Annotated in this window: 22 protein-coding genes; 5 read left to right on the top strand and 17 right to left on the bottom strand. The window is 48.2% G+C overall.

Annotated elements, in window-relative coordinates:
* The first annotated feature begins 11 nt into the window (after nucleotides 1-11).
* Entirely contained in the window at nucleotides 12-752 is a 741-nt protein-coding gene (locus tag A0129_RS07495) for a glycosyltransferase family 2 protein (protein ID WP_291713820.1), read from the top strand.
* Nucleotides 753-761: 9 nt separating this feature from the next.
* Here A0129_RS07495 and A0129_RS07490 read toward each other — a convergent pair whose 3' ends face one another.
* The 4 genes from A0129_RS07490 to A0129_RS07475 all read right to left on the bottom strand — a co-directional run bounded on the left by A0129_RS07490 (nucleotide 762) and on the right by A0129_RS07475 (nucleotide 3902).
* Nucleotides 762-1874, bottom strand: a complete 1113-nt coding sequence (locus A0129_RS07490) for a glycosyltransferase (RefSeq protein ID WP_291713818.1) — start codon at nucleotides 1872-1874, stop codon at nucleotides 762-764.
* Between the two features lie 280 nt (nucleotides 1875-2154).
* Entirely contained in the window at nucleotides 2155-2487 is a 333-nt protein-coding gene (locus tag A0129_RS07485) for a CcdB family protein (protein WP_291713816.1), read from the bottom strand.
* Nucleotides 2472-2729: a type II toxin-antitoxin system CcdA family antitoxin gene (locus A0129_RS07480; RefSeq protein WP_291713814.1), complete on the bottom strand. Its 258-nt coding sequence runs from the start codon at nucleotides 2727-2729 to the stop codon at nucleotides 2472-2474. Before A0129_RS07480 ends, A0129_RS07485 begins: the two co-directional genes overlap by 16 nt.
* Nucleotides 2730-2819: 90 nt before the next feature.
* Entirely contained in the window at nucleotides 2820-3902 is a 1083-nt protein-coding gene (locus A0129_RS07475) for a lipase (protein WP_291713812.1), read from the bottom strand.
* Between the two features lie 49 nt (nucleotides 3903-3951).
* Between A0129_RS07475 and A0129_RS07470 the strand changes: the two genes are divergently transcribed.
* Nucleotides 3952-4221: an AbrB/MazE/SpoVT family DNA-binding domain-containing protein gene (locus A0129_RS07470; RefSeq protein WP_291713811.1), complete on the top strand. Its 270-nt coding sequence runs from the start codon at nucleotides 3952-3954 to the stop codon at nucleotides 4219-4221.
* A gap of 101 nt (nucleotides 4222-4322) precedes the next feature.
* Nucleotides 4323-4505 (top strand): hypothetical protein, encoded by a 183-nt coding sequence (locus A0129_RS07465; RefSeq protein WP_291713810.1) that lies wholly within the window; start codon nucleotides 4323-4325, stop codon nucleotides 4503-4505.
* A gap of 221 nt (nucleotides 4506-4726) precedes the next feature.
* Here A0129_RS07465 and rfbC read toward each other — a convergent pair whose 3' ends face one another.
* From rfbC to A0129_RS07445, 4 genes are all read right to left on the bottom strand, one after another.
* On the bottom strand, nucleotides 4727-5275 hold the full coding sequence (gene rfbC, locus A0129_RS07460; protein WP_291713808.1) for a dTDP-4-dehydrorhamnose 3,5-epimerase: 549 nt from the start codon (nucleotides 5273-5275) through the stop codon (nucleotides 4727-4729).
* 3 nt (nucleotides 5276-5278) lie between these two features.
* On the bottom strand, nucleotides 5279-6148 hold the full coding sequence (gene rfbA, locus A0129_RS07455) for a glucose-1-phosphate thymidylyltransferase RfbA (RefSeq protein WP_291713845.1): 870 nt from the start codon (nucleotides 6146-6148) through the stop codon (nucleotides 5279-5281).
* 86 nt (nucleotides 6149-6234) lie between these two features.
* Nucleotides 6235-7080 carry a class I SAM-dependent methyltransferase gene (locus tag A0129_RS07450; RefSeq protein ID WP_291713806.1) on the bottom strand — a complete coding sequence of 282 codons (846 nt, stop codon included), beginning with the start codon at nucleotides 7078-7080 and terminating at the stop codon, nucleotides 6235-6237.
* Between the two features lie 263 nt (nucleotides 7081-7343).
* Nucleotides 7344-8792: a flippase gene (locus tag A0129_RS07445; protein ID WP_291713804.1), complete on the bottom strand. Its 1449-nt coding sequence runs from the start codon at nucleotides 8790-8792 to the stop codon at nucleotides 7344-7346.
* 146 nt (nucleotides 8793-8938) lie between these two features.
* Here A0129_RS07445 and A0129_RS07440 point away from each other — a divergent pair, with 146 nt between their 5' ends.
* Both A0129_RS07440 and A0129_RS07435 read left to right on the top strand, forming a co-directional pair.
* Nucleotides 8939-9730, top strand: coding sequence for a hypothetical protein (locus A0129_RS07440; RefSeq protein WP_291713803.1), 792 nt, complete (start codon nucleotides 8939-8941; stop codon nucleotides 9728-9730).
* Entirely contained in the window at nucleotides 9723-10826 is a 1104-nt protein-coding gene (locus tag A0129_RS07435) for a glycosyltransferase family 4 protein (protein WP_291713801.1), read from the top strand. The genes A0129_RS07440 and A0129_RS07435 overlap by 8 nt, the downstream gene beginning before the upstream one ends.
* A gap of 18 nt (nucleotides 10827-10844) precedes the next feature.
* On the opposite strand, the gene A0129_RS07430 is transcribed toward A0129_RS07435, so the two are convergent.
* The 9 genes from A0129_RS07430 to A0129_RS07390 form a co-directional block, all read right to left on the bottom strand.
* A complete protein-coding gene (locus A0129_RS07430; protein ID WP_291713843.1) occupies nucleotides 10845-12578 on the bottom strand; it encodes a nucleoside-diphosphate sugar epimerase/dehydratase in 1734 nt (577 codons plus the stop codon).
* Between the two features lie 200 nt (nucleotides 12579-12778).
* Nucleotides 12779-13339 carry a sugar transferase gene (locus A0129_RS07425; protein ID WP_291713841.1) on the bottom strand — a complete coding sequence of 187 codons (561 nt, stop codon included), beginning with the start codon at nucleotides 13337-13339 and terminating at the stop codon, nucleotides 12779-12781.
* Complete coding sequence (locus A0129_RS07420; protein WP_291713798.1) at nucleotides 13339-14292, bottom strand: SDR family oxidoreductase; 954 nt, start codon at nucleotides 14290-14292, stop codon at nucleotides 13339-13341. The genes A0129_RS07425 and A0129_RS07420 overlap by 1 nt, the downstream gene beginning before the upstream one ends.
* Nucleotides 14289-15413, bottom strand: a complete 1125-nt coding sequence (gene wecB / locus A0129_RS07415; protein WP_291713796.1) for a non-hydrolyzing UDP-N-acetylglucosamine 2-epimerase — start codon at nucleotides 15411-15413, stop codon at nucleotides 14289-14291. The genes A0129_RS07420 and wecB overlap by 4 nt, the downstream gene beginning before the upstream one ends.
* Nucleotides 15406-16416: a polysaccharide biosynthesis protein gene (locus A0129_RS07410; RefSeq protein WP_291713794.1), complete on the bottom strand. Its 1011-nt coding sequence runs from the start codon at nucleotides 16414-16416 to the stop codon at nucleotides 15406-15408. Before A0129_RS07410 ends, wecB begins: the two co-directional genes overlap by 8 nt.
* A gap of 16 nt (nucleotides 16417-16432) precedes the next feature.
* A complete protein-coding gene (locus A0129_RS07405) occupies nucleotides 16433-17296 on the bottom strand; it encodes an SDR family oxidoreductase (protein WP_291713792.1) in 864 nt (287 codons plus the stop codon).
* On the bottom strand, nucleotides 17293-18477 hold the full coding sequence (locus A0129_RS07400) for a glycosyltransferase family 4 protein (RefSeq protein WP_291713790.1): 1185 nt from the start codon (nucleotides 18475-18477) through the stop codon (nucleotides 17293-17295). Before A0129_RS07400 ends, A0129_RS07405 begins: the two co-directional genes overlap by 4 nt.
* 41 nt (nucleotides 18478-18518) lie before the next feature.
* Nucleotides 18519-19547, bottom strand: coding sequence for a glycosyltransferase (locus A0129_RS07395; RefSeq protein ID WP_291713788.1), 1029 nt, complete (start codon nucleotides 19545-19547; stop codon nucleotides 18519-18521).
* Nucleotides 19544-20740: an O-antigen ligase gene (locus A0129_RS07390; protein WP_291713786.1), complete on the bottom strand. Its 1197-nt coding sequence runs from the start codon at nucleotides 20738-20740 to the stop codon at nucleotides 19544-19546. Before A0129_RS07390 ends, A0129_RS07395 begins: the two co-directional genes overlap by 4 nt.
* Nucleotides 20741-20771 lie beyond the last annotated feature (31 nt).

Raw genomic sequence — 20771 nt, 5'->3', positions numbered from 1 at the left:
CCTATCTATTTATGAAAATTTCCATTATCACCGCTGTATACAACCGCGCCAGCACACTGAACAGCTCAATCGATTCTGTGCAAACACAGTGCTATGCCAACACGGAACATGTGTTGGTGGATGGCGCTTCAAGCGATGGGTCTGTTGAACTGATTCAGCAACGCGTGCGCGCGCACGATGTATTTGTGAGTGAGCGCGATGGTGGCATTTACGACGCGCTAAACAAGGGCTTGAAACTGGCCACTGGCGATGTAATTGGGCTGGTACATTCAGACGACTTTTTGGCCGACCCGCATGTGCTGCGCGATGTGGCACAGGCATTGAGCCAGCCCGGTGTGCACGGGGTGTATGGCGATTTACAGTATGTATCGAAAGACGACACCAACAAAGTAATTCGCCATTGGGAGTCGGGCCAATACCACCCCAGTAAACTAAAGCGCGGGTGGATGCCACCGCACCCTACCCTGTTTTTAAAGCGCGAGGTAATTGAGCAATGGGGCGGCTATGACACCAGCCTGCGCATTGCGGCCGATTACGACGCCATGCTGCGCTACCTGCACAAGGGGCAAATTCAACTGGCATATATTCCGCGTGTGTTGGTGAAAATGCGGGTGGGCGGCGAGAGCAACAAGTCGCTGAAAAAAATTATGCAGAAAAGCCGTGAAGACATGACCGCCCTGCGCAACAACGGCGTGGGCGGGTTTGGTACTTTGGTATTAAAAAACCTGAGCAAGGTGAAACAGTTTTTTTAAACTGGGCTTTCACCCCACACGCCTGTGAAAGAAAATACCCAGAACCAGCATGCGGCGGTACAGCCGCACATAGGCCACGATACTGAAAGCCAACCACACCAGTACCATGCCCAAGCTTTCAGGCCAGAACACAGCGCCCAGCATGGGCACCGCGGCGTAAATCCACATAAGAGGTGAAGTGGCAGCATTGCGCTGCCAAGCGGGCGCATATGGCAACAACTTGCGGCTAACCACACGGCGGTACACAAGGCTGTGCAGGTGGCTGGCGTCGGGTGTGCCGGGGTTGTGCCTGCGTTTGCGGGTGGTGCGGCGGTAAATGCTAAACAGCGTTTCAATCACCGGGTAACCGCACACCAACAGCATGGCCCAAGGGCTTACGTCGATAGGGTTGCGCATGGCCAGCATTACAGCCAGCATGGCCACGTAATAGCCAAGGAAGTAAGCGCCAGCATCGCCGAGGAACAAATGGCCCTTGGGGTAGTTGATGAACAAAAAACCCAAAGTTACGGATACACCCAGTAGCGCGAGTTGAATGATGACAAAGTCGTCGACACGCCAGGCAATGGTGGCCAGCGTAAGCAGCATGAGCACCACCACGCCACCGGCCAAGCCGTTAAACCCGTCCACAATGTTCACGCTGTTAGCAATACCCGCCACGGCAAAGGCGGTGAACAACAGGCCAATTGGGGCAAGTGCCAGCAACATGTCTACGCCTGGTACATTCACAAAACTAACCCAGTAGCCGGTAAGCAAGGCAGCGATTAAACCGCTGGCAATCGTGGCCAGCAGGCGGGCTTTCACGCTAACGCGCTTGGTAACATCTTCGGCCAGGCCAAAGGCGAACGCTGGCAAGGCGCCCAGCAGCAACAAACCGAGCAGGTATTGGCGCGTGCCGCCAGTGGGCAGGAAGGACCAGGCCGCGATTAGGCCCACGGCCAGCGCGATACCGCCAATGCGGGGCGTTGGAATGGTGTGAAACTTCTGAATGCCTTGGGGGGCATCGAGTGTAAGGCGGCCATGCCATTTTTTAGTTAAAACAATAAACAAGGCCACTAGAAAGCTACATAACAGCCCTACCATGGCCGAAGGCCAGTTCAAGCTTAGCGCCGCTGCTGTTTGCATGATGCTCCACACACATGAAACAGTGCTTGCGGGCGGGCAAGCACAATTTGATTGGATAAGTAAAAGCGCCCTAGAGGCGAATTGCTACAGGTAATATTTCGTAATTATTGCACCTGCTTCATGGCAGGTGTGTGACGACGCACCCTAAATGCAAGTATACGCCCACCTTTATTACACGTGTTACAGCCTTTTGGATTCAGCTAGAGGCCATTAAACGCTAACGGGCGAGTGGAAAATTGGTTGGCAGGAATTAATTGAATACCGCCACCGCATTGGCTTTCTAATAACCCTGAAACAAAAAGTCGAGGGCTGAAATGATCTTGACCTGTTCATCTACCAACGACACAACAGGTGTTTTCAGTACGCGTTTGGGTACTGCGCCCATTTTGGGCACTTCAAGCAAATACTCTTTCCCCATGATGGTGAGCACAGGGGTAAGCCTTGTGGGCAACTTGACGTTGGGGAAGTTATCCATGCTGCGCAAAGGAATAACCATGCGACTGTCCAGGCTATCGAATAAATCTGCCTGAACGTCCAATAAATACGGAGTGGTCAGCTTGTGGTTACCGGGGTTGGAGTACACATCAAAACGCGCCACTAGAAACTTCTCCATTGGTCCAATGGCAAACCCTCTTCCTCAACGATTGAGTTGTATGCAGCAATAAATTCAGAATGATCTTGCTTCCAACGGCGCTCTTGTTCTTTGCGAACCACTTCTCGAAGGTAGTTGTCGCAAACCTGAGAAATATTGATCCCCAAGGATTTGGCAGACTCCAAAACATCCGCGCTTAAGGTTAAGTTTGCCGCCCGCTTGCCCGATGTCCCGGGCCGGGAGGGAAGCTTGCGTTTGATCACGGCCATCGAAACCTCATGCGCATTATTGTATGCGTATATTTTAACCCTCATTTCCTCAAATGAAAACAAGCAGCAATAAGCTTGCGAAACTTACCGCCCCACTAGCTGAATGGCCTGTTTGGCCATGGTGGTGACCGACAGGTGCAGCAGGTTGAACACCCAGCGAATGGTGGCCACTGAGGCATCGGCCACAGTGTGAGTTGCGCGCCCCAGGTAAGCCATGATGGCGTTGAGCATGCCCGCGACCTCTTTGGCCTGTTTGTGGCCGGCTTGGGCGTAGCGGGCGAGTATTTCGGCCATTTGATCGAGCACCGTGAATGCGCCCGTGCGATATTGGGCCACACTGAGCAGGCTTTGTGCGCCCAGGCGGGCAAGCATGTCGTGAATGGCTTTGTTGATCAGTTTAAGCAAGCGCCCACTGAACATGGCACCGGGCATTTTGGCGAGTTGTTCAAACTGCCCTGCTTCTTTGTTGTTGGCGGGGTACAGCGAGTTTTCTAACTGCTGTTGTTTGCCTTGAGTAAGGCTTTGCATTTGCTTCCAGCTGGCATTGATCATGCTTCCGTAACCGTTGGCCAGCATGTGTTGCATGGGGTTGATTTTTAGCATGCCACCCTCGAGCAGGTATGTACCGTGCACATAGGGAGAATGCACAAAGGGGTAGCAAGGCACCATGGTGACAATGTCTGCTTCATTGGCCACGCGGTACACATGGGCGGCTTTCATTTTCTTACTCAGGTGCTCAGCATACGGCACCATGCCCACGCGGGGAGCGGCCACCGTATACAGGTAGGAATTCAGGCCCAATTCGGCGCAGGCCGCCGCATTGAGGTTGGCCAGCGCGCCGCCCAGGCTGTGGCCCATGCAGTGCACTGCGGTGGGTTTGAAACCCAGGTTTTGTTGCTGGATGAATTCATTGAGCTGGTGCACATAGCTTTTGAAGGTGGTGCCAAAGCCTTTGTGAATGGCGTGGCCTGTGGGACCGAGAGTGGGGATTGCGTTGATGTCGGTGCCTGCATCAGCCCAAGTGGCTGTGCCACGAGTGGCAATGATAATTTCACGGGAGCGACCACCGTTGAGCTGGGCCATGAAGCCAAAGCCGCTGGAGACGGGGGTGATGAGGCCAGAGGTGGCGGTGATAAGTTTTAGAGAATTGAGATCAATGAACGGCATCGAAATCCCCAACTGATCTTTAAGCGCAATTGAGTCCCTAGAGGTGCCAATGGCTTCACCTGTTTCTACAACTCGGGTTTTCAACAATGGCAACAGCCAAGCGGTGAGCATTCCCGCCGAGTTTCGCTTGAATACTGAGCAGGTTCAAATTAGCCGCAATGAACACGGCGACCTTGTTATTCACCCCATACCTGCCGAGCGCGGGCAGGCTTTGTTGCAGGCACTGCAAGCTTTGGGTGAAGTTGACGAGCAATTTATCGCTGTACTGGAAGCCGAGCAGGAGAACAGCCAACCCATGCAAGATCGCGAGATGCTGTGACTTACCTGCTTGACACCAACATTCTGATTTACCTGATCAAAAATCAACCACCAACCATTGCGCAGAAAGTACATTCGCTACCCACAGATGCAAAACTCGCCATGAGTTTTATTACTTGGGCAGAACAATTTATGCAATTGAAAGATGCGGGAACTCCCATAGGAGCAAATGACTTGTGGATTGCGTGCCATGCACTGGGCGAGAATGCAACGCTGGTAACCCACAACACCAAAGAATTTTTAAGAGTGAAAGGGCTGGCGGTTGAGGATTGGGTGGCTGAATAGATTTGATATAGAAGTGGACTTGGCCGCGTTGCGAGAAGACACAACGCTGGCTGAGCTTTGCCAGCAGTTTGAACTACACCCAACCAAATCATTGAGTGGAAACAGCAACTGCTGGTCAATGCGAGCGGTGCATTGGGTCACATTCCAAAGTTACGGAAGCGGTTGATCTGAAGCCAATGCAGTTGATTTTGCCAATCTCAGGCTGCAGAGCACTATTAATTTCAAAATACTTCACATAGATTAAAACTTCCGGCAGCCGCATCTTTTACAGAAAGTTTCGGCACATCTTCTAAAGGCCACTGAATTCCAATATCGGGATCATTCCAGCAAATGCTCCGCTCGTGCTCCGGATACCAGTAGTCGGTCGTCTTATATAAAAAATCGGCAAAGTCGCTTAAAACCAAAAAACCATGGGCAAACCCCTCAGGTACCCAGAGCATTCGTTTATTCTCGGCTGTCAATTCAACACCAGCCCATTTACCGAAATTCGCCGACGTTTTACGCATGTCGACAGCAACGTCAAATACTGCTCCGCTAACAACCCGCACCAACTTTCCCTGAGGGTGCTTGATTTGATAATGAAGCCCCCGAAGAACGCCTCTTTCGGAGCGACTGTGGTTATCTTGAACGAAATCAACATCAAAGCCTGTCGCGTCGATGAAATCACGTTGATTGAAGCTTTCAAAAAAGAAACCGCGTTCATCACCGAACACTTTCGGCTCCAACATCAACACTTCGGGCAAGCTGGTTTTAGAAACAAGATATGGCATAGTTCATCTTAATAAATTCAATAAATACTGGCCGTAAACGCCTTTGGCAAGTGGGAGCGCAAGTTTGTTTAAGGCTTCAGCGTCAATCCACCCTTGCTGAAAGGCAATTTCCTCAGGACAGGCGACTTGCAAACCCTGCCGCTTTTGAAGTGTCGCGATGAAGCTGGCAGCTTCAAGAAGACTATCGTGTGTCCCAGTGTCCAGCCAGGCAAACCCTCGTCCCATAATTTCAACGTCAAGTTCTCCTGATTCAAGGTATCGCTGATTGATATCCGTAATCTCCAGCTCACCACGAGCTGAGGGCTTGATTTCCGCAGCAATATCGCATACCTGCTGATCATAAAAATAAAGCCCGGTTACCGCAAAATTGCTTTTGGGTTTGGCTGGTTTTTCTTCGATACTGACCGCTCTCTTTTGTAGGTCAAACTCTACTACGCCATAACGCTGGGGATCATTTACGTGATAAGCAAATACACTTGCGCCATTGACTTTTGAGTTTGCACTGCGAAGTCGTTTAACAAGGTCGTGACCATAAAAAATGTTGTCGCCTAAAACTAGCGCACTTGGATTGTTGTCGATGAAAGATTTTCCAATAATAAAAGCCTGTGCGAGGCCATCTGGTGAGGGTTGAACCGCGTATTGGATATTCATACCCCACTGTTCCCCATCCCCCAATAATTCGGCAAACCGGGGGGTATCATGTGGAGTACTAATAACCAATACATCACGGATTCCTGCAAGCATCAGGGTGCTCAGCGGGTAATAAATCATGGGTTTGTCGTACACTGGCATCAGTTGTTTGCTGATGGCCTGAGTAATGGGATACAAGCGAGTACCCGACCCACCGGCAAGAACTAATCCTTTCCGATCAATGCTCATCACGGTTACGCCTTTCTAAATTAAGCAACTATTTTCACTACAGTTTCGAGAGTAGACGATATTTGATCCTCAACCACAACCTAATCGGCTGGTTTAATTGCACGAACCGTCACAAATTCTCTCAACCCTGCATTTCGTTTGGCACGTCGCTCTGCTATTGCAATCTTTCGCGCCAAATTGCTCGGCGTAGCGCAGCTAGATTGATCATTTAGTTCCCCCGCGATCTTATTACTTTCTTTAAAAAGGTAATCACACAATGGGCGATAAGGAAGATCTTCAAGCTCAGCAAATCCAATCTTCCTGAGCAAATCGAACAAAGATGGTCGATTGAAAAGAACCAAATGCCGGGGTGGCTCCAAGCCCCGCCACGAAGGCCCAAAACTTTCATGCCCCTGAGCATCAACATTGGGGGTTTCAATCCAAATCCAACCGTTTGGTTTTAACAAAGCATAACAATGACGCAGAGCGGCAGCCGGATCGTGCATATGTTCAATTACATGGCTCAATGTTATACCGTCAAAACTCTCAATCGCTGGATCTAACGATTCGATCGAATCTTGCCTCACATCAATTCCATGATTGCGCGCAGCCTGTGCTGCCTTTGGGTCTGGCTCAAGACCAACCACCTCCCACCCGGCCTGAGAGGCAAGCAACAAAAAGTCGCCATTACCGCAACCGACATCGAGTAATCTGTGCCCTCGTCCTCCGAACGGGATGCAACGCCGCTCAGCATCCAAAAGATTTCGAAATCCAGGTGAGAAATAAGCAAACACCACACCAAGTTTGGTCGAAGGATGCAGATTGGTTCCGAATCTTTTATTGCGATAGCCATTGGCCAGTGCTCGTTTCAAACGCCGCAAAAAGCCTAAATCTCGATAGTCATTCTGCACGGACTGGGAGTGCGTAAAATAAGTGGTGTAAGCCATTCCTATGGTGGAGACCGTTGGCCTGGGATCAAGATATGCACTGCGACAGGCCTGACATTGAAACATGTCCCACGAGCCCGGGGCGCACTTAAAAATTTTGTCAGACAAATCCTTGTGCAGCAAATGACGGCGCTCACTGGAGCAAACTGGGCAAATTTTAACCCTCTCCAAACCATCTTGAGGCCAAGTGCTAGAGCCTTGCACCGAATGCGATTCAGGGAATGTTTGCATTTTCTTAAAACCTTAATCCTTCGTGCTTGAAGTTAAATACTATTAGCATGAGACTTTCTGATAAAAGTGCGAGCAAAAGGTACAGCAAAAGCTAGCGAACTACAAATTACGGCAACCAATACCAACGCCCTGAAATAATGGCTTTCAACCCAGACAAGAGCGGCCATGAATACTATGGTACAAATCGTGACAAATATCGTCCGCATAGCATGCGCCTTTGCCACCGGGAGAACCCTCATTACCAAGCAATTAAGCGCCAAGGTGTCCATAACGACTCTAATAACCCATGCCATAGCTGCACCGACTATGCCAAAATTTTTAAGCAACAACACCAAGCCAATTGAATAGAAAACGAACTCGACCATGTGCGCCTTTGCGGTTAAGTCAGGCCTACCCGCAGCCTGCAGTATCACAGAAGCCGGCTGCGCGATGATATTCACCATCCATCCGATGGACAACCAGTAGAGGATGGGGACAGAAATTTCATGAAATTCACCGCCAAGCCAAAATTCCAAAGCCTCAGGACCAAACAATACTACGCCCGATAATAGAGGCAACATCAACCAATAAAGGACTTTACTACCTTGAACGTAAAGCGCATTAAACCGCTCCATGTTGGAAACGTATGCTGAGGATACCGCAGGAAAAATAACACCAACAATTGCCTGTGAAACCATTTGCAGGCGCACTAAGATTTCGTAGGGAGTCACGTAATACGTCACAGCCGACAAGCCAGTAATCGCACCAATGAAAAACCGATCCATGTAGGTCATCAGTGGTCCAATGATATTAGTGACTGTAATCCATCCACCAAAACTTGTAAGTGGCTTAATAAAAAGCCTTTGGGGTCGAATGAATTTTGCAAGTGAATGTTCGGCCTTACAAGCAGCGCGATAGTAAAAAATGGCGGCCACCATACGACCGAACAGCAGAATGCCAGTGGCCCATGCAACGTCCGGCGTGAGCTGCAGGGTGAGCAGTGGCCCTAGATAGGTAAAAATCCCCAATGGCATGCGAATCTTGGCGATGACTTTGAACTGTTGATGCGCTTCCAGAACACCAATAAAACCAGTGGTTAAAACCACCACGGGTATTCCAACGGCCAACAAATAAAATGCAATCCTGGCTTCATCATTGAGCGTATGATTCACATCCAACAACCTCTCGACCAGGATTGCATTGCAAGTTGCAATCAAGAACGATCCGACTAAGCTGACCGCAAATAAAACCACCAAAGCGGTCCAGATTAGCGAGCCAAGGTCGGAAATTTGGCCACTTCCAAGTCTCTCGGAGACCAGTTTTGTTAGGGCTCGGCCAAGACCAAAATCGAACAGGCTAAAATAGCCAACTCCTACCCAAATAACAGCCAACAAACCAAATCGCTCACTACCCATTCCTTCGATTAGAATCGGAATCGCGTACAACGCAACGATTAGTGGCGCAATTAGTCCAGTGAAGTTCCAGACTGCGTTTTTTGCCAATAATCGCGAGGAGGCAGGCTTATATGAGTGCCGGCTCATTCATGTACCGCGTGAAGCAGTGGGCATCCAGACGGATGTAATCTAAGGAGATTTACAGGTACAGTGCTAGTTCTCATAAATCATTTGGGCCAGGAAAATAATATTGTATGCGAAGCGGCGACTACACCTTGATTTTGGCTAGTTACTACCCGAAAAATACTGAACGCACCAAAGCCTTCTGCCAACGATTTGTCAATAGCAAGAAGATTGTTGTTTGCAACTCCCCTGATGTACGGCTCTCTGACTTTGATAATTCTTGGACAGCCCTGCACGGCTCAAACCACGCAGGCGAATTTTCAGCATGGCAAGAAGGCCTTAACTGGAGCCTAGAACATTCGCCAAAACCGAGGTACGGATACATTTTTGTCAACGATACCGTGAATTCGCACAGGAAGTTCAGTCACATTCGATTTCATTTTTTTAAAAGTTGTATCAAGCAAAATATCAAGCATGCAGTTGGTTTTACTGACAAATTACACAAAGGAGAGACTTTTTCGATTTACGGACTGTCAGGGGATCGGTGGATGAGTACGTACTGTTTTTACTTGGGCAATGAAGCCATCGAGAAGATTGATTTCACAGTTAACAGTGAGCTGGTTCACCAACAACAGGGGGAGACAGTTGATGACTCGATTTTCCCATCGTCAATGTCCAACAATTTAAAGAAGCGTCTAGAGGAATGGCTTTTCGGCGGGGGATGGTATAAAAGTAAGCAATGTGTCGAAAACTACAGCGATGTGGCGAAATTTAAAGCCCGCGCCATTGTTAATGAAAAAATGTTGTCACTACGTTTGTTAAACAAAGGAATTGAGATACACAGTGCCATGAATCAAGCACCGCGACTTTTTGTCAGGTTAGACAATTTTTTAGAAAAACTCCACACAAAGAAAAATGGCTAAAAGTCTTTTTTACATTTCCCCTAGTCTTGAAGACAAGAACTACGGCGGCTCCGTGGTGGCCAAATCAAACCTTGAGGCATTGTCTAGGGTGTTGCAAAGCTATTCGACCACAGCTTTATCTGTAAATAGAAACGCATCTTCAGACTGCGTGAAAGTGCCAACTACCCACAATAAAGTTGGTACGGCATTGGCAAACCTATGCCTACTTTGCGCGACATTAAGCCCTAAGGGGGCCTATTTTTTGATTAGCCGGATCAGAAAAGAACAGCCAGAACTAATCTGGCTCGATTCGTCTTTGTTCGGCATCCTGATCCCGCTAATAAGATTTCTAAGCCGGCGAAGCAAAATTATTTGCTATTTCCACAATATTGAGACACCAATCATAAAACATTACGCAAAGAGACAACCCTCTTACTGGATTTCATATTTGGCAACTGCAGCCAATGAATACCTCTCAATCAAAGGGTCCGATTTACTAATTGCGATACAGCAAACAGATGAAGCAATATTGAAGAGAAGAAACTCGTCCGCCTTAACCTGTTGCATCCCCGTCTCAATCAAGGACGGCTTTAGAAACATTCAAGTGCAACTAGCTCCTAGACATGTAGATATTCCTTATGCACTCTTTGTTGGATCTGACTTTCCACCAAATGTTGAAGCACTTGCATACTTGAATTTCAAAATTGCCCCTAGGCTTAACAATAAGAAAATTATTGCGATCGGCAACGGGATTGATAAGTATGCACATCAATTCAAGAATCTTGATGTTCGAGGAAGGGTGGACGATATCGCTGACTTCTACACACAAGCCCAAATCGTTGTAGCCCCGATATTTTCGGGAGGAGGGATGAAAGTAAAAATTGCTGAGGCCCTAATGTTCAACAAAATGGTGCTTGCATCAAATTTCGCAGCAGTTGGCTATGAAGATGTACCCAATAGTGTCTTAATAAGGACTGACGATGACGAGACCTTTTTAAACACCATACAGAACTGCGACTCAAACACCGATTCAAAAGCAAGAGAATACTACCTGAGGTTATTTTCACCCTATGCAATTCAGCAAAGAGTTGAACAAGCAATCAGTCGCATAGAATAAAAAAATAATTTGATTTCTTCAGAAGACCCAGTCCACCACTCCGCCTGCTGAATAACCCTCAACACACCGACATAGAGTTTCGGATGCCTCTCGAAGTTTTCCCTGATTCAAGAAACGAGACAATTCAAGAAGTTCGAGTTCAAATTCCCGTATAGGTAGATATGATTCTGTTCCCATCAGGATCCTCGAATGAACTGTTTGTTTTGGTTCATTCCCAATCAACAACTCTTCATACAACTTCTCACCTGGCCGTAGCCCTGTAATCTGAATTTCAATATCGCCCTCGGGATTGGATTCATCCTTCAAGGTGAGGCCGGATAGCTCAATCATTCGAACAGCGAGATCGTAAATTTTGATTGGCTCCCCCATATCGAGCAAAAACACATCCCCGCCCTTTGCCAAAGCGCTGGCTTGAATCACCAGCTGCGCTGCTTCGGGTATCGTCATGAAGTAACGGGTAATGTCTTGGTGAGTGAGGGTGATTGGCCCACCATCGCGAATTTGCTGGCGAAACAATGGAACAACTGAACCCGATGAGCCAAGTACGTTTCCAAAACGCACCATAGAAAAAACGGTTGTGCTTGATGTTTCAGCTAGGGCCTGTAACGACATTTCTGCAAGGCGCTTGGTGGCACCCATGACATTAGTCGGGCGAACCGCTTTGTCGGTACTAATCAACACGAAATTTTCCGTACTATGCTTCAAGGCCAGCTTGGCCATTGTGAAAGTACCGAATACGTTGTTATGAATGCCTTCACTCAAGTTGTGTTCAACCAACGGCACATGCTTATAGGCAGCGGCATGAAATATTGTGTGCGGTTTAAATTTGGCAAGAATACTGTCCATACGGACTTCATCCCGAACTGAGGCCAGAAAGGGAATTAAGACAACCTGCCCGTGATTATTCGCTACTGGCTTCTGCTCAAGTTCTTGGTGAATTTGATACAAGGCGAATTCACTTTGCTCAACGAGTAAAAGCTGCGCTGGACCTACTTTCAAAATTTGACGACACAGCTCACTGCCGATAGAGCCACCTGCGCCAGTCACCAAAACTACTTTGCCAAGAATATTTTTTGAAAGTAATTCGGGGTCAGGGCTAACCGGGTCACGCCCCAGAAGATCATCGATATCAAGTTCGCGCAGATCAGAAACACTGATTTTTCCTGCTGCTATTTCAGTAACCCGCGGCAAAGTTCGAACCGCTACTTTGCTTTTTGAAATACTGTCGAGAATTTCATTTCTACGTTTGCGACTTGCAGCATTGAATGCGAGCAACACAGTATTCACGCCTAGTGTTTCAACAAGACCCTGCAGATCTTGCGGATTAAAAATTTTCAGATCATTGATGGTTTGTTTGTGCAAAGCTTTGTTGTCGTCAATAAAGCCTACAACGCGCATTTCATGGCTGTTGGCCAAGGCACCTGCCAGTTGCCTGCCTGTGGCGCCGGCACCATAGATAAGCACACGTGGCAAATTGGCCAACTGCAATTGATTACGGTACAAGCCACCCAACCAAAACCGGGCAAACAGGCGAGTAAGGCCCACAAACACCATAAGCAATATTGGCTGAATAATACCCACTGTACGCGGCACACCCGATACACCCATGGCAGTGAAAATAGCCGCATAAATAACGCCATAAACCGCAATCACTTTGGAGACAGTAAATATGGCAGACAAACCTGAATACCTGAATATTGCCCGATAGAAACCATTGACGATGAACAGTGGAATCGCGATTAGAAGGCTCATCCCCACAGCTGCCATTGGATTCCAGCCAAAATCAGGATTGGTCAATGAGATCCAGTAATCAAGACGCAAATAATAGGCAAGCCAAACCGTGAGAACACAGAGGCTTGCATCCACTGCCAACACGATTAGTCGCTTGGCGACGCGGGGCAAATTAAGAACAGGACTGGCGAATTTTGAAAGAAACATGTTGAACGTGTGCCTTAGTGCGAAACACCGTCGCGTTTAATCACTTTCAGGAATGTAAGCCAAAGTATTTGAATGTCGAACAACAAACTTTGCTTTTGCAAGTATTCATAATCCAACTGTACTTTGCGGGGAATAGGTATGTCGTCACGACCATTCACTTGAGCCCAACCCGTCAAACCAGGAAGAATATGGTGTACACCTTTTTCTGTGCGCAATTCAATTAAGTCGTGCTGATTAAACAACGCTGGGCGCGGGCCCACGAAACTCATATCACCTTTTAAAATGCTCCACAATTGCGGTAATTCATCCAGACTGGTTCTACGAATAAAAGAGCCAATGGGCGTTAGATGCGAATGAGGATCACTGAGCAGATGTGTCGCAACTGCTGGCGTACCCACGCGCATGCTGCGAAACTTCGGCATTTTAAAAATTTGGTTGTGAATGCCAACTCGATCACTCCAGTACAAAACCGGACCTTTGGAAGTTACGCGTACCGCAAATGCAACAACAAGAATTGGCAAAGCGAGAATTGCCAACACAACAACACCCAATAACAAGTCGAACAAACGTTTCATCATCGTAGTTTCAATTGGCCTTGCTGCATGTACCATTCAGCCGTTTCTTTCATGCCTATCTGCAGGCTGTACGGTGGCTCCCAATCCAAATCTTCATGCAGCGCCTGAGGGCTCACCGTAAGGTTACCCAATAGGCGCTGGGCAGCTGCACGCTTACCCAGCAAAGCGGCCAGGGACTCAATTAGCCAAGGCGAGATATTAATAAGGTTGGCTTTTCGCCCCAAGGCCATTGCCATTTCTCGAACTAGCTGTGGAGTAGAAACATCTGAATTGTCAGAAACCAAATAGGTTTTTCCAACCGCGTTCGAATGATTCAGGCAGATAGCAATAGCATCGGCCAAATTACCCACATACACCAAGCTGCGTTGGTTGTTCACGGCTCCAAATGGCAATGGTATTCCCCGAGCCACAACGCCAAGCAGTTTCAGGAAGTTGGCCCCTACACCGGGGCCATACACCAATGGTGGACGCAGTATAACCACCTCCAAACCACTTTGACGGCTCAGTTCGAGTAACTGTTGCTCGGCCTCAAACTTTGAGATTCCATAGGGGTCAATCGGGTTCGGTATGGCGTTGGCCGTGAAATCGCCCGCTTCGCCATTCACTTTAATAGAGCTAATGAATACCAATCGCCTAACACCACATTGGACCGCGTGCCTGGCAAGTTGCAAAGTGCCGAGCGTGTTGGCCTGCCTGAATTCGAACAAAGGGTCGGCGGCCTGGTCGTTCATCACATGCACGCGGGCAGCAAGATGAACCACTGCCTTACAACCCTGCAATGCTTCATTCCAATCTGTATTTGGACCCAATGGTGCAACCTGAAATGTATTGGGCTGGCTGGAAGGCGCCCTGGTGGTTTTAACAACCACCGCCCCAAGGTTTTCCAACAGTTGGCATACCCGCTGGCCTACAAAGCCAGTAGCGCCGGTTACCAGGATACGCTGACCATTCACTTGGACCACACAGTGCGATTGATGTAGTCGGTGTAACTAAGCACTACTCGCAGTACCTGGCGGGCCACATGGGGGTTCTCGTAGTCTTTTACCACGGGAGCCACACTCGGTTGCACAGCTTTCTGTTCAATCACAACTCGAACAGCATCCAGTACACGGGCTTTTTTCAGCCCTGACATGATGAGAATGCCTTCGTCCATACCCTCGGGCCGCTCATGTGCATTGCGAATGGTAATAGCCTTCAATCCAAGCAATGAGGTTTCTTCAGTGATAGTGCCGCTGTCAGAAATCACGCAGGAGGCGGCCATTTGCAAGCGAATATAATCGGTGAACCCAAATGGCTTCAGGAACTGAATCAGCGGATTCATGCTGCTTAAGTCAAGTTCTGCCAAGCGTTTTTGAGTGCGCGGGTGGGTGGAAACGATTACGGGGTACTTGTATTGCTCAGCCATGGCATTCAAGGTTTCAAGCAAATCAGCCACATTCTCTGGGCTGTCTACGTTTTCTTCGCGGTGTGCGCTCACGATGAAAAACTTTCCCTCTTCCAGCTTCATGGTTTGAAGCACTTTGCTTTGCTGAATTTTGGGCATGTAATAATTCAGCACTTCACGCATGTGCGAGCCGGTTTTGATGATTGTTTCAGGGCGAATACCTTCAGCGATCAAATAACGACGGGCGTGCTCGGTTAATACCATATTGATGTCGCTGAGGTGGTCCAGCACTTTGCGGTTCAATTCTTCGGGTACACGCTGATCAAAACAACGATTGCCCGCCTCCATGTGAAACACGGGCACCTTGCGGCGTTTGGCAGAAATTACAGCCAAACACGAGTTGGTATCGCCGTACAGCATCAGCGCATCGGGCTTGATCTGTTCAAGAACTGCATCCGATTTTTCAATTATGCGAGCAATCGTTTGTGCTGCATTTTCGCCCACAGCTTCAAGAAAAAAATCAGGTTTTCGAATACCCAGATCATCAAAAAAAACCTGATTCAATTCATAGTCGTAGTTTTGGCCAGTGTGCACGAGGGTGTGTTCTGTGTGCGTGTCCAGCTCCGCAATTACGCGGCTCATCTTGATGAGTTCAGGCCGGGTACCAACTAGGGTCATGACCTTAAGCATTCAAAAACTCCTGCACATAGTCGAGCTTTTTGAGTACATCCATTACGCCCTGCAAATCCAGGCGATGTGTGTTGTGAGACGTGTAGTCATCGAATTCGGAAATACGCTGTTCGCCTTCTACAAAATACTTTTTGTAGTTCAGGTCGCGATTATCTGCTGGGATGCGGAAATATCTGCCCATGTCTTCAGCTTTGGCCATTTCTTCGCGCGACACCAAGGACTCATAAAGTTTTTCACCATGCCGGGTACCGATGACTTTAACCGGGTTGTTTTTGTTCAGAAGTTCTTTCAATGCTTGGGCAAGATCCGCCACAGTAGAGGCTGGTGCTTTTTGAATAAAAATATCGCCTTGCTGACCATGTTCAAACGCATGCAAAACCAGATCAACCGACTCTTCAAGTGACATCAAAAAACGGGTCATGCTGGGGTCGGTAACCGTGATTTCCTGACCATCCAGCAACTGCTGGATGAACAAGGGAATGACTGAGCCGCGACTGGCCATGACGTTGCCATATCGGGTGGCACACACCACAGTACCTCCCTCGGGGATGGTGCGGGACTTCGCAACCATGAGCTTTTCCGCCATTGCCTTTGAAATTCCCATGGCGTTGATGGGATACACCGCTTTGTCGGTACTTAAAACCACCACGCGACTAACACCCTTGGCAATGGCCGCGTTCAGCATGTTCTCGGTCCCCAACACGTTGGTGCGCACGGCCTCCATAGGGTAAAACTCGCAGGAAGGCACCTGCTTCAAGGCGGCAGCATGGAACACGTAATCAACGCCAGTCATGGCTTGCGCAAGACTGTCATAATCGCGAACATCACCGATGTAGAACTTGACCTTGTCGCAGCCCAAGGCAATGCGCATGTCTTCCTGCTTTTTTTCATCACGACTGAAGATGCGGATTTCTTTCACTTCAGTTTCGATAAAACGCTTCAGCACGGTGTGGCCAAACGACCCTGTACCACCGGTGATCATGAGTACTTTTCCGTCGAACATGGGGACTCGTCAGTATTTATTGAATTCGGGATTGGCGCATTTTGTGAATCAAATCAGGCCATTTAGGGGCAGTATACCCGCTTGCCTGCTGGAAGCGCGCAGCGCAAAGTGATCGATCGATGACCAAGCCGCTGTCGGGATTGATTGTGGTTTGTACGCCATACTCTTTGGCCACCAGTTGCAGCAGGCTCAGCTTGGAAATGGGTTCAGCGGCCACATGATACAGACCATGCAACTGAGGCTTTGACAGAACATATTCAATGATGATTCTGGCCAGTTCGCAAGTGGGTACACCGGAGAATATTGCTTTGGAAAAACCTTTCACGCTGCCTTGCTGCGCCAGAAACCACTCAAGCAGAGCGAAGCTGGTGCCCAACTCATGCCCAATAATGGAGGTTCGCAGGGTAATTGCGCTTGGGCTGTCAGTAAGCTCGCCGATGTACTTTGACCGACCATACAGATCCTCGGCATCAGAAGGATCACTTTCAAGGTAATTGCCCTTCTTGCCATTGAACACGCAATCGGTACTGATATGTACCAGGCGGGCACCACCCAAGCTACACAGGCGCAATAGACGATGCGGTAGCATGGCATTAATTGGCAAAACGCTTAGCGGGTCGTTGGCTTGCTCAAGTTGCTTGATCAGCCCCACGCAGTTGATGACCACATCGGGCTTAACCTTTGCAAAAGTGTTCACCAACGTGTCCTGATCCAGGACATCCACCCCGGTGAGAATGCCCGCCGAGGGCAAGGCAGCAAGCTTTGGGTGACAGCTAAGGCTGCGTTGACTGCCCCACACCTGAAATTGTTTGCTTTCACACAGCGCTTTGAACACTGCACTACCCAACATGCCTGTAATACCCAACACCAGAATTTTCATTTTTTACCCTTTCCCATGGCACTGAGCGTTTCAGCCAAGTGACGGGCTTGGCTTTCAGTTTCAAAATACTCAAGGAAATACAACTTCCCCTGGCGGCCCAATGTATCGCGTTCGTCACTCGGCATCTGCTTAATCTTCAAAATATTTGCTGCCAACGCCGCACTGTCTCCGGCGGGCGACGCTAGACCAGCTTTGGCCTCAAGCACGACCTGTGCACCCTCGCCATTCAAACTGGCCAATACTGGTTTCCCCGCAGCCAAATAAGCCTGAACTTTACTAGGGATCGTTAGTTCAAAAATAGGATCATCCTCTAAGGAGACGAGTAACGCACCCGCCCTATTGAAAATGGAAGGCATGGTTTGCATTGGAAACCGGCCAGGTAACTCAAGGTTGTCAAGGCCCCGTTCCCGTTTTTGTTGGGCGAGCCATTCGCTTTTACTGCCGCTTCCAACAAGTACGATTGAAATATCAGGGTGATCTTTCAACAATTCAGCTGCATCGATAACACAATCCAGTGCTTGAACCTGCCCAAGGTTTCCGGCAAAAACTACGCAGAATCTGTTTTCCAGGGTGGCTAGCAATGCCGCAGGCCCATCAACAAGCGCTTCTGTGCTCTGTTCTGGAAAAGAGTTGGGTTGATAACGAATCTTGCTAAGGTTTGCATATTTATTCAATGGTGCAATAAATGCCTTGGACTGGGCCAGCAGCAGGTCGCAACCCTTGTAAATCCAGTAAACCATATAACCTACGGCGGTCAGTGCTTTCTTATTGCGTACGAAACCTGTGGCCTGCAAACTTTCCGGCCATAAGTCTTGAACCCACAAAGCCAGTGGCGCACGTTTAATCCACTTCAATAGAATTGCTGGAATAGTTTGCGTGATGGGTGAAGGTGCGTACACCAATATTGCATCGAACTTCAAACCGCGCAAAGCCCAAGGCAAACAGAACATGCCCGCAAAAACAAATACCAGGTAGTTCAAGATAAGATTTTTGGCACCACCATGTTTACGCGGCCATGTGGGAACTCGTACTATGAGCGTTTGTTCGCCAAACAGTTCTCGCTGAACCCCATTGGCCCTGTAGCCTGGGAAAATATTACCGTCGGGATAATTGGGTTTACCTGTAGCAACCACTACTTGATGGCCCTGTTTAACCAAGGCCTTGACCACTTCGTTGATCATGAAACTTTCAGGCCAAAAATACTGGGTGACTATCAGTATTCTCATTGCTTGTCCTGCTGCAAGACGTGGGCCAGAAATGCCTTGGCATCAACAGTTTCCGTTTTGGGCAAATGTATATTGAGATGACGCAAAACAGCCCGGGCAATCGAAGTAGGAGAATTTGGATCAAAAGTTTGAGCAGGCTCGATTACGTCACGAACATAGTCCAGTTCTGGTGCAAGAACCGGCATACCCAACTTGCTGGCCTCAAGCAATGGAAGGCCAAATGATTCCAGCTTTGAGGGGAAGATCAAGGCGTTTGAAGCGCGGTATAGATTGTGAACATCGCCATGCTTTAAAGTACCAAAGTTGGTAATTTGCAAGCCATGTGCAGTTTTTTTCTGCTCAATTAACTGGGCAACATTCGCGGCAGTTTGCCCGCTTACGGTAAGCGCAAGGGTTGGCTTTATACCCTGCTCAGCCAACAACACCCACGCTTCCAGAAGTGCTGCATGGTTTTTGTGTGGCTCGGCCGAAGACACGTATACGAAATCAAATTCTTTGTTTTGAAAACTCTCGGCAGTGATTATGCTTGGCTCATCATTAGCCGCAAGAAAAGGTAAAACCGTTGCTTTAAAACCGAGGCTAGACTGTAGTTCACGCTGCATAGTTACCGATTGAACAATGATTTGATAGTTCGACCGCATACGGGTGCAGAACCACCAACGCTCCAACCATAAACGCAACTTGGTACCTAGTGCGAATCGGGAAAAATCGTGGGTGCCAAACATGTACCGGTTTTGAAGAAAAACAGTCACCTTGGCGCGTGATTTAAACAAAGGGGGCAAATTACCAAAGCACAGCACAATATCATCGGCTTTCGCGTTCTTTGCCAGAAAAATTTCAGCGCAAAGTCGATCAAACAGTGTTGGCTTGATCGAATGAGTTGCAGGATTAAAAACTGCATCACTTTTATTCATGCGTTCGTCCAACACGCAACAAGCAGTTTTATCCACTTGCCCCAGAAGAGCGCTCAGCAAGGTTCGGCCGCCCCCTTGATGCACATTGGGTGCATGAATAAACAAGGTCATTTTGCACTACCCAGATACGCTGAATATAAAATCAAAAAACCCACACTTTCAGCAAAATCAAAGTGGAATGAGTTCAGCATGTTTCCAACCAGATAGAACATCATCAAGGGTAGAACGTAAGTACTCGACCACGTATTTTGACTACTTCGATAAACCGCAACACCGAAGAACCAAATATACAAAACAAGCGCCAGCAAACCACCCTGCAACACCAACATTAGAAACTGGTTGTGAGGGTTGTAAAAAGGCGGCCAACCTGCCGCCGAGGTAAATGGTTGAACAGCAGCCTGAATTCCACCCAACCCGTAACCGAATAGAGGAGCGTTGATGAAAGCAGACCAACTGGCGGTCAAGTACATAACGCGTTCTCCAATACTGGTTTCCTGCTGAGGTTTATCCTGAAGCACTTGTTGAACTTCCAACCAAGTGGTGGAAAAACGGTCGTGTACATTGTCGACTAAAAAATACGCTGAAACCAATAAAGCGACAAACGCAACACCAGCAATTACGAAACCTTTCAACCCAAGTTTTTGATAACCAAAATACAAAGGGACGACCATGAAAACGAGCCAGCCTGTACGCCCATCGATCATGCCAAACAAATTAACCAGCGCGAGTAAGGTTAGCAAAGCGAAGATCAATTTGGAAAGCAGTTTTTCCGAGCGAAAGATAGACAAGATCCACAGATAAATTGCGACAACCAAAAAGAAGTTATGTGTGATGTGCGATTTGAATACGGTTGGATTACTTGGAATGGCATACATGTCGGTTGCCTTGGCGCCGAAATACGACGGATCAACCCCGAACCAAACAGCGTACGACAAAGCCAGTACTACCCCCATTCCAGCCAAGAATCCTTTACCAACCAGATGCCTGTTTTCTGGATTGATCAGGATACTGGCTAGAAACGGAATTAGAGACAGTCGCCCATACTTGCTAATGAACTCTGAATAGTTGGATTCATCATTGCCAGGATGAAAAAACGTGAGTGCCAAATACCCGAGAAGCAGCCAAAGGGGAACTAACTCTACTCGAGTGAACAAACGACCAATAGTTTGACGACATTCAGAATTAATTAACGAAAATAGAATTGCAATAGCCAACAGCAAATTCACCGGCGCCGGCTTAATCGGCAAAAAAAACGCCACCCCTGCCAGAAACCAGGCTGGGTTGATTCGCTGAAACCAATTCAAGCAATTACCCCTGAAGATAGGAAGAATTGCT

Source organism: Limnobacter sp. CACIAM 66H1 (assembly GCF_001601825.1).
GTDB lineage: Bacteria > Pseudomonadota > Gammaproteobacteria > Burkholderiales > Burkholderiaceae_B > Limnobacter.
This window is presented reverse-complemented; position numbering and strand designations above follow the sequence as displayed.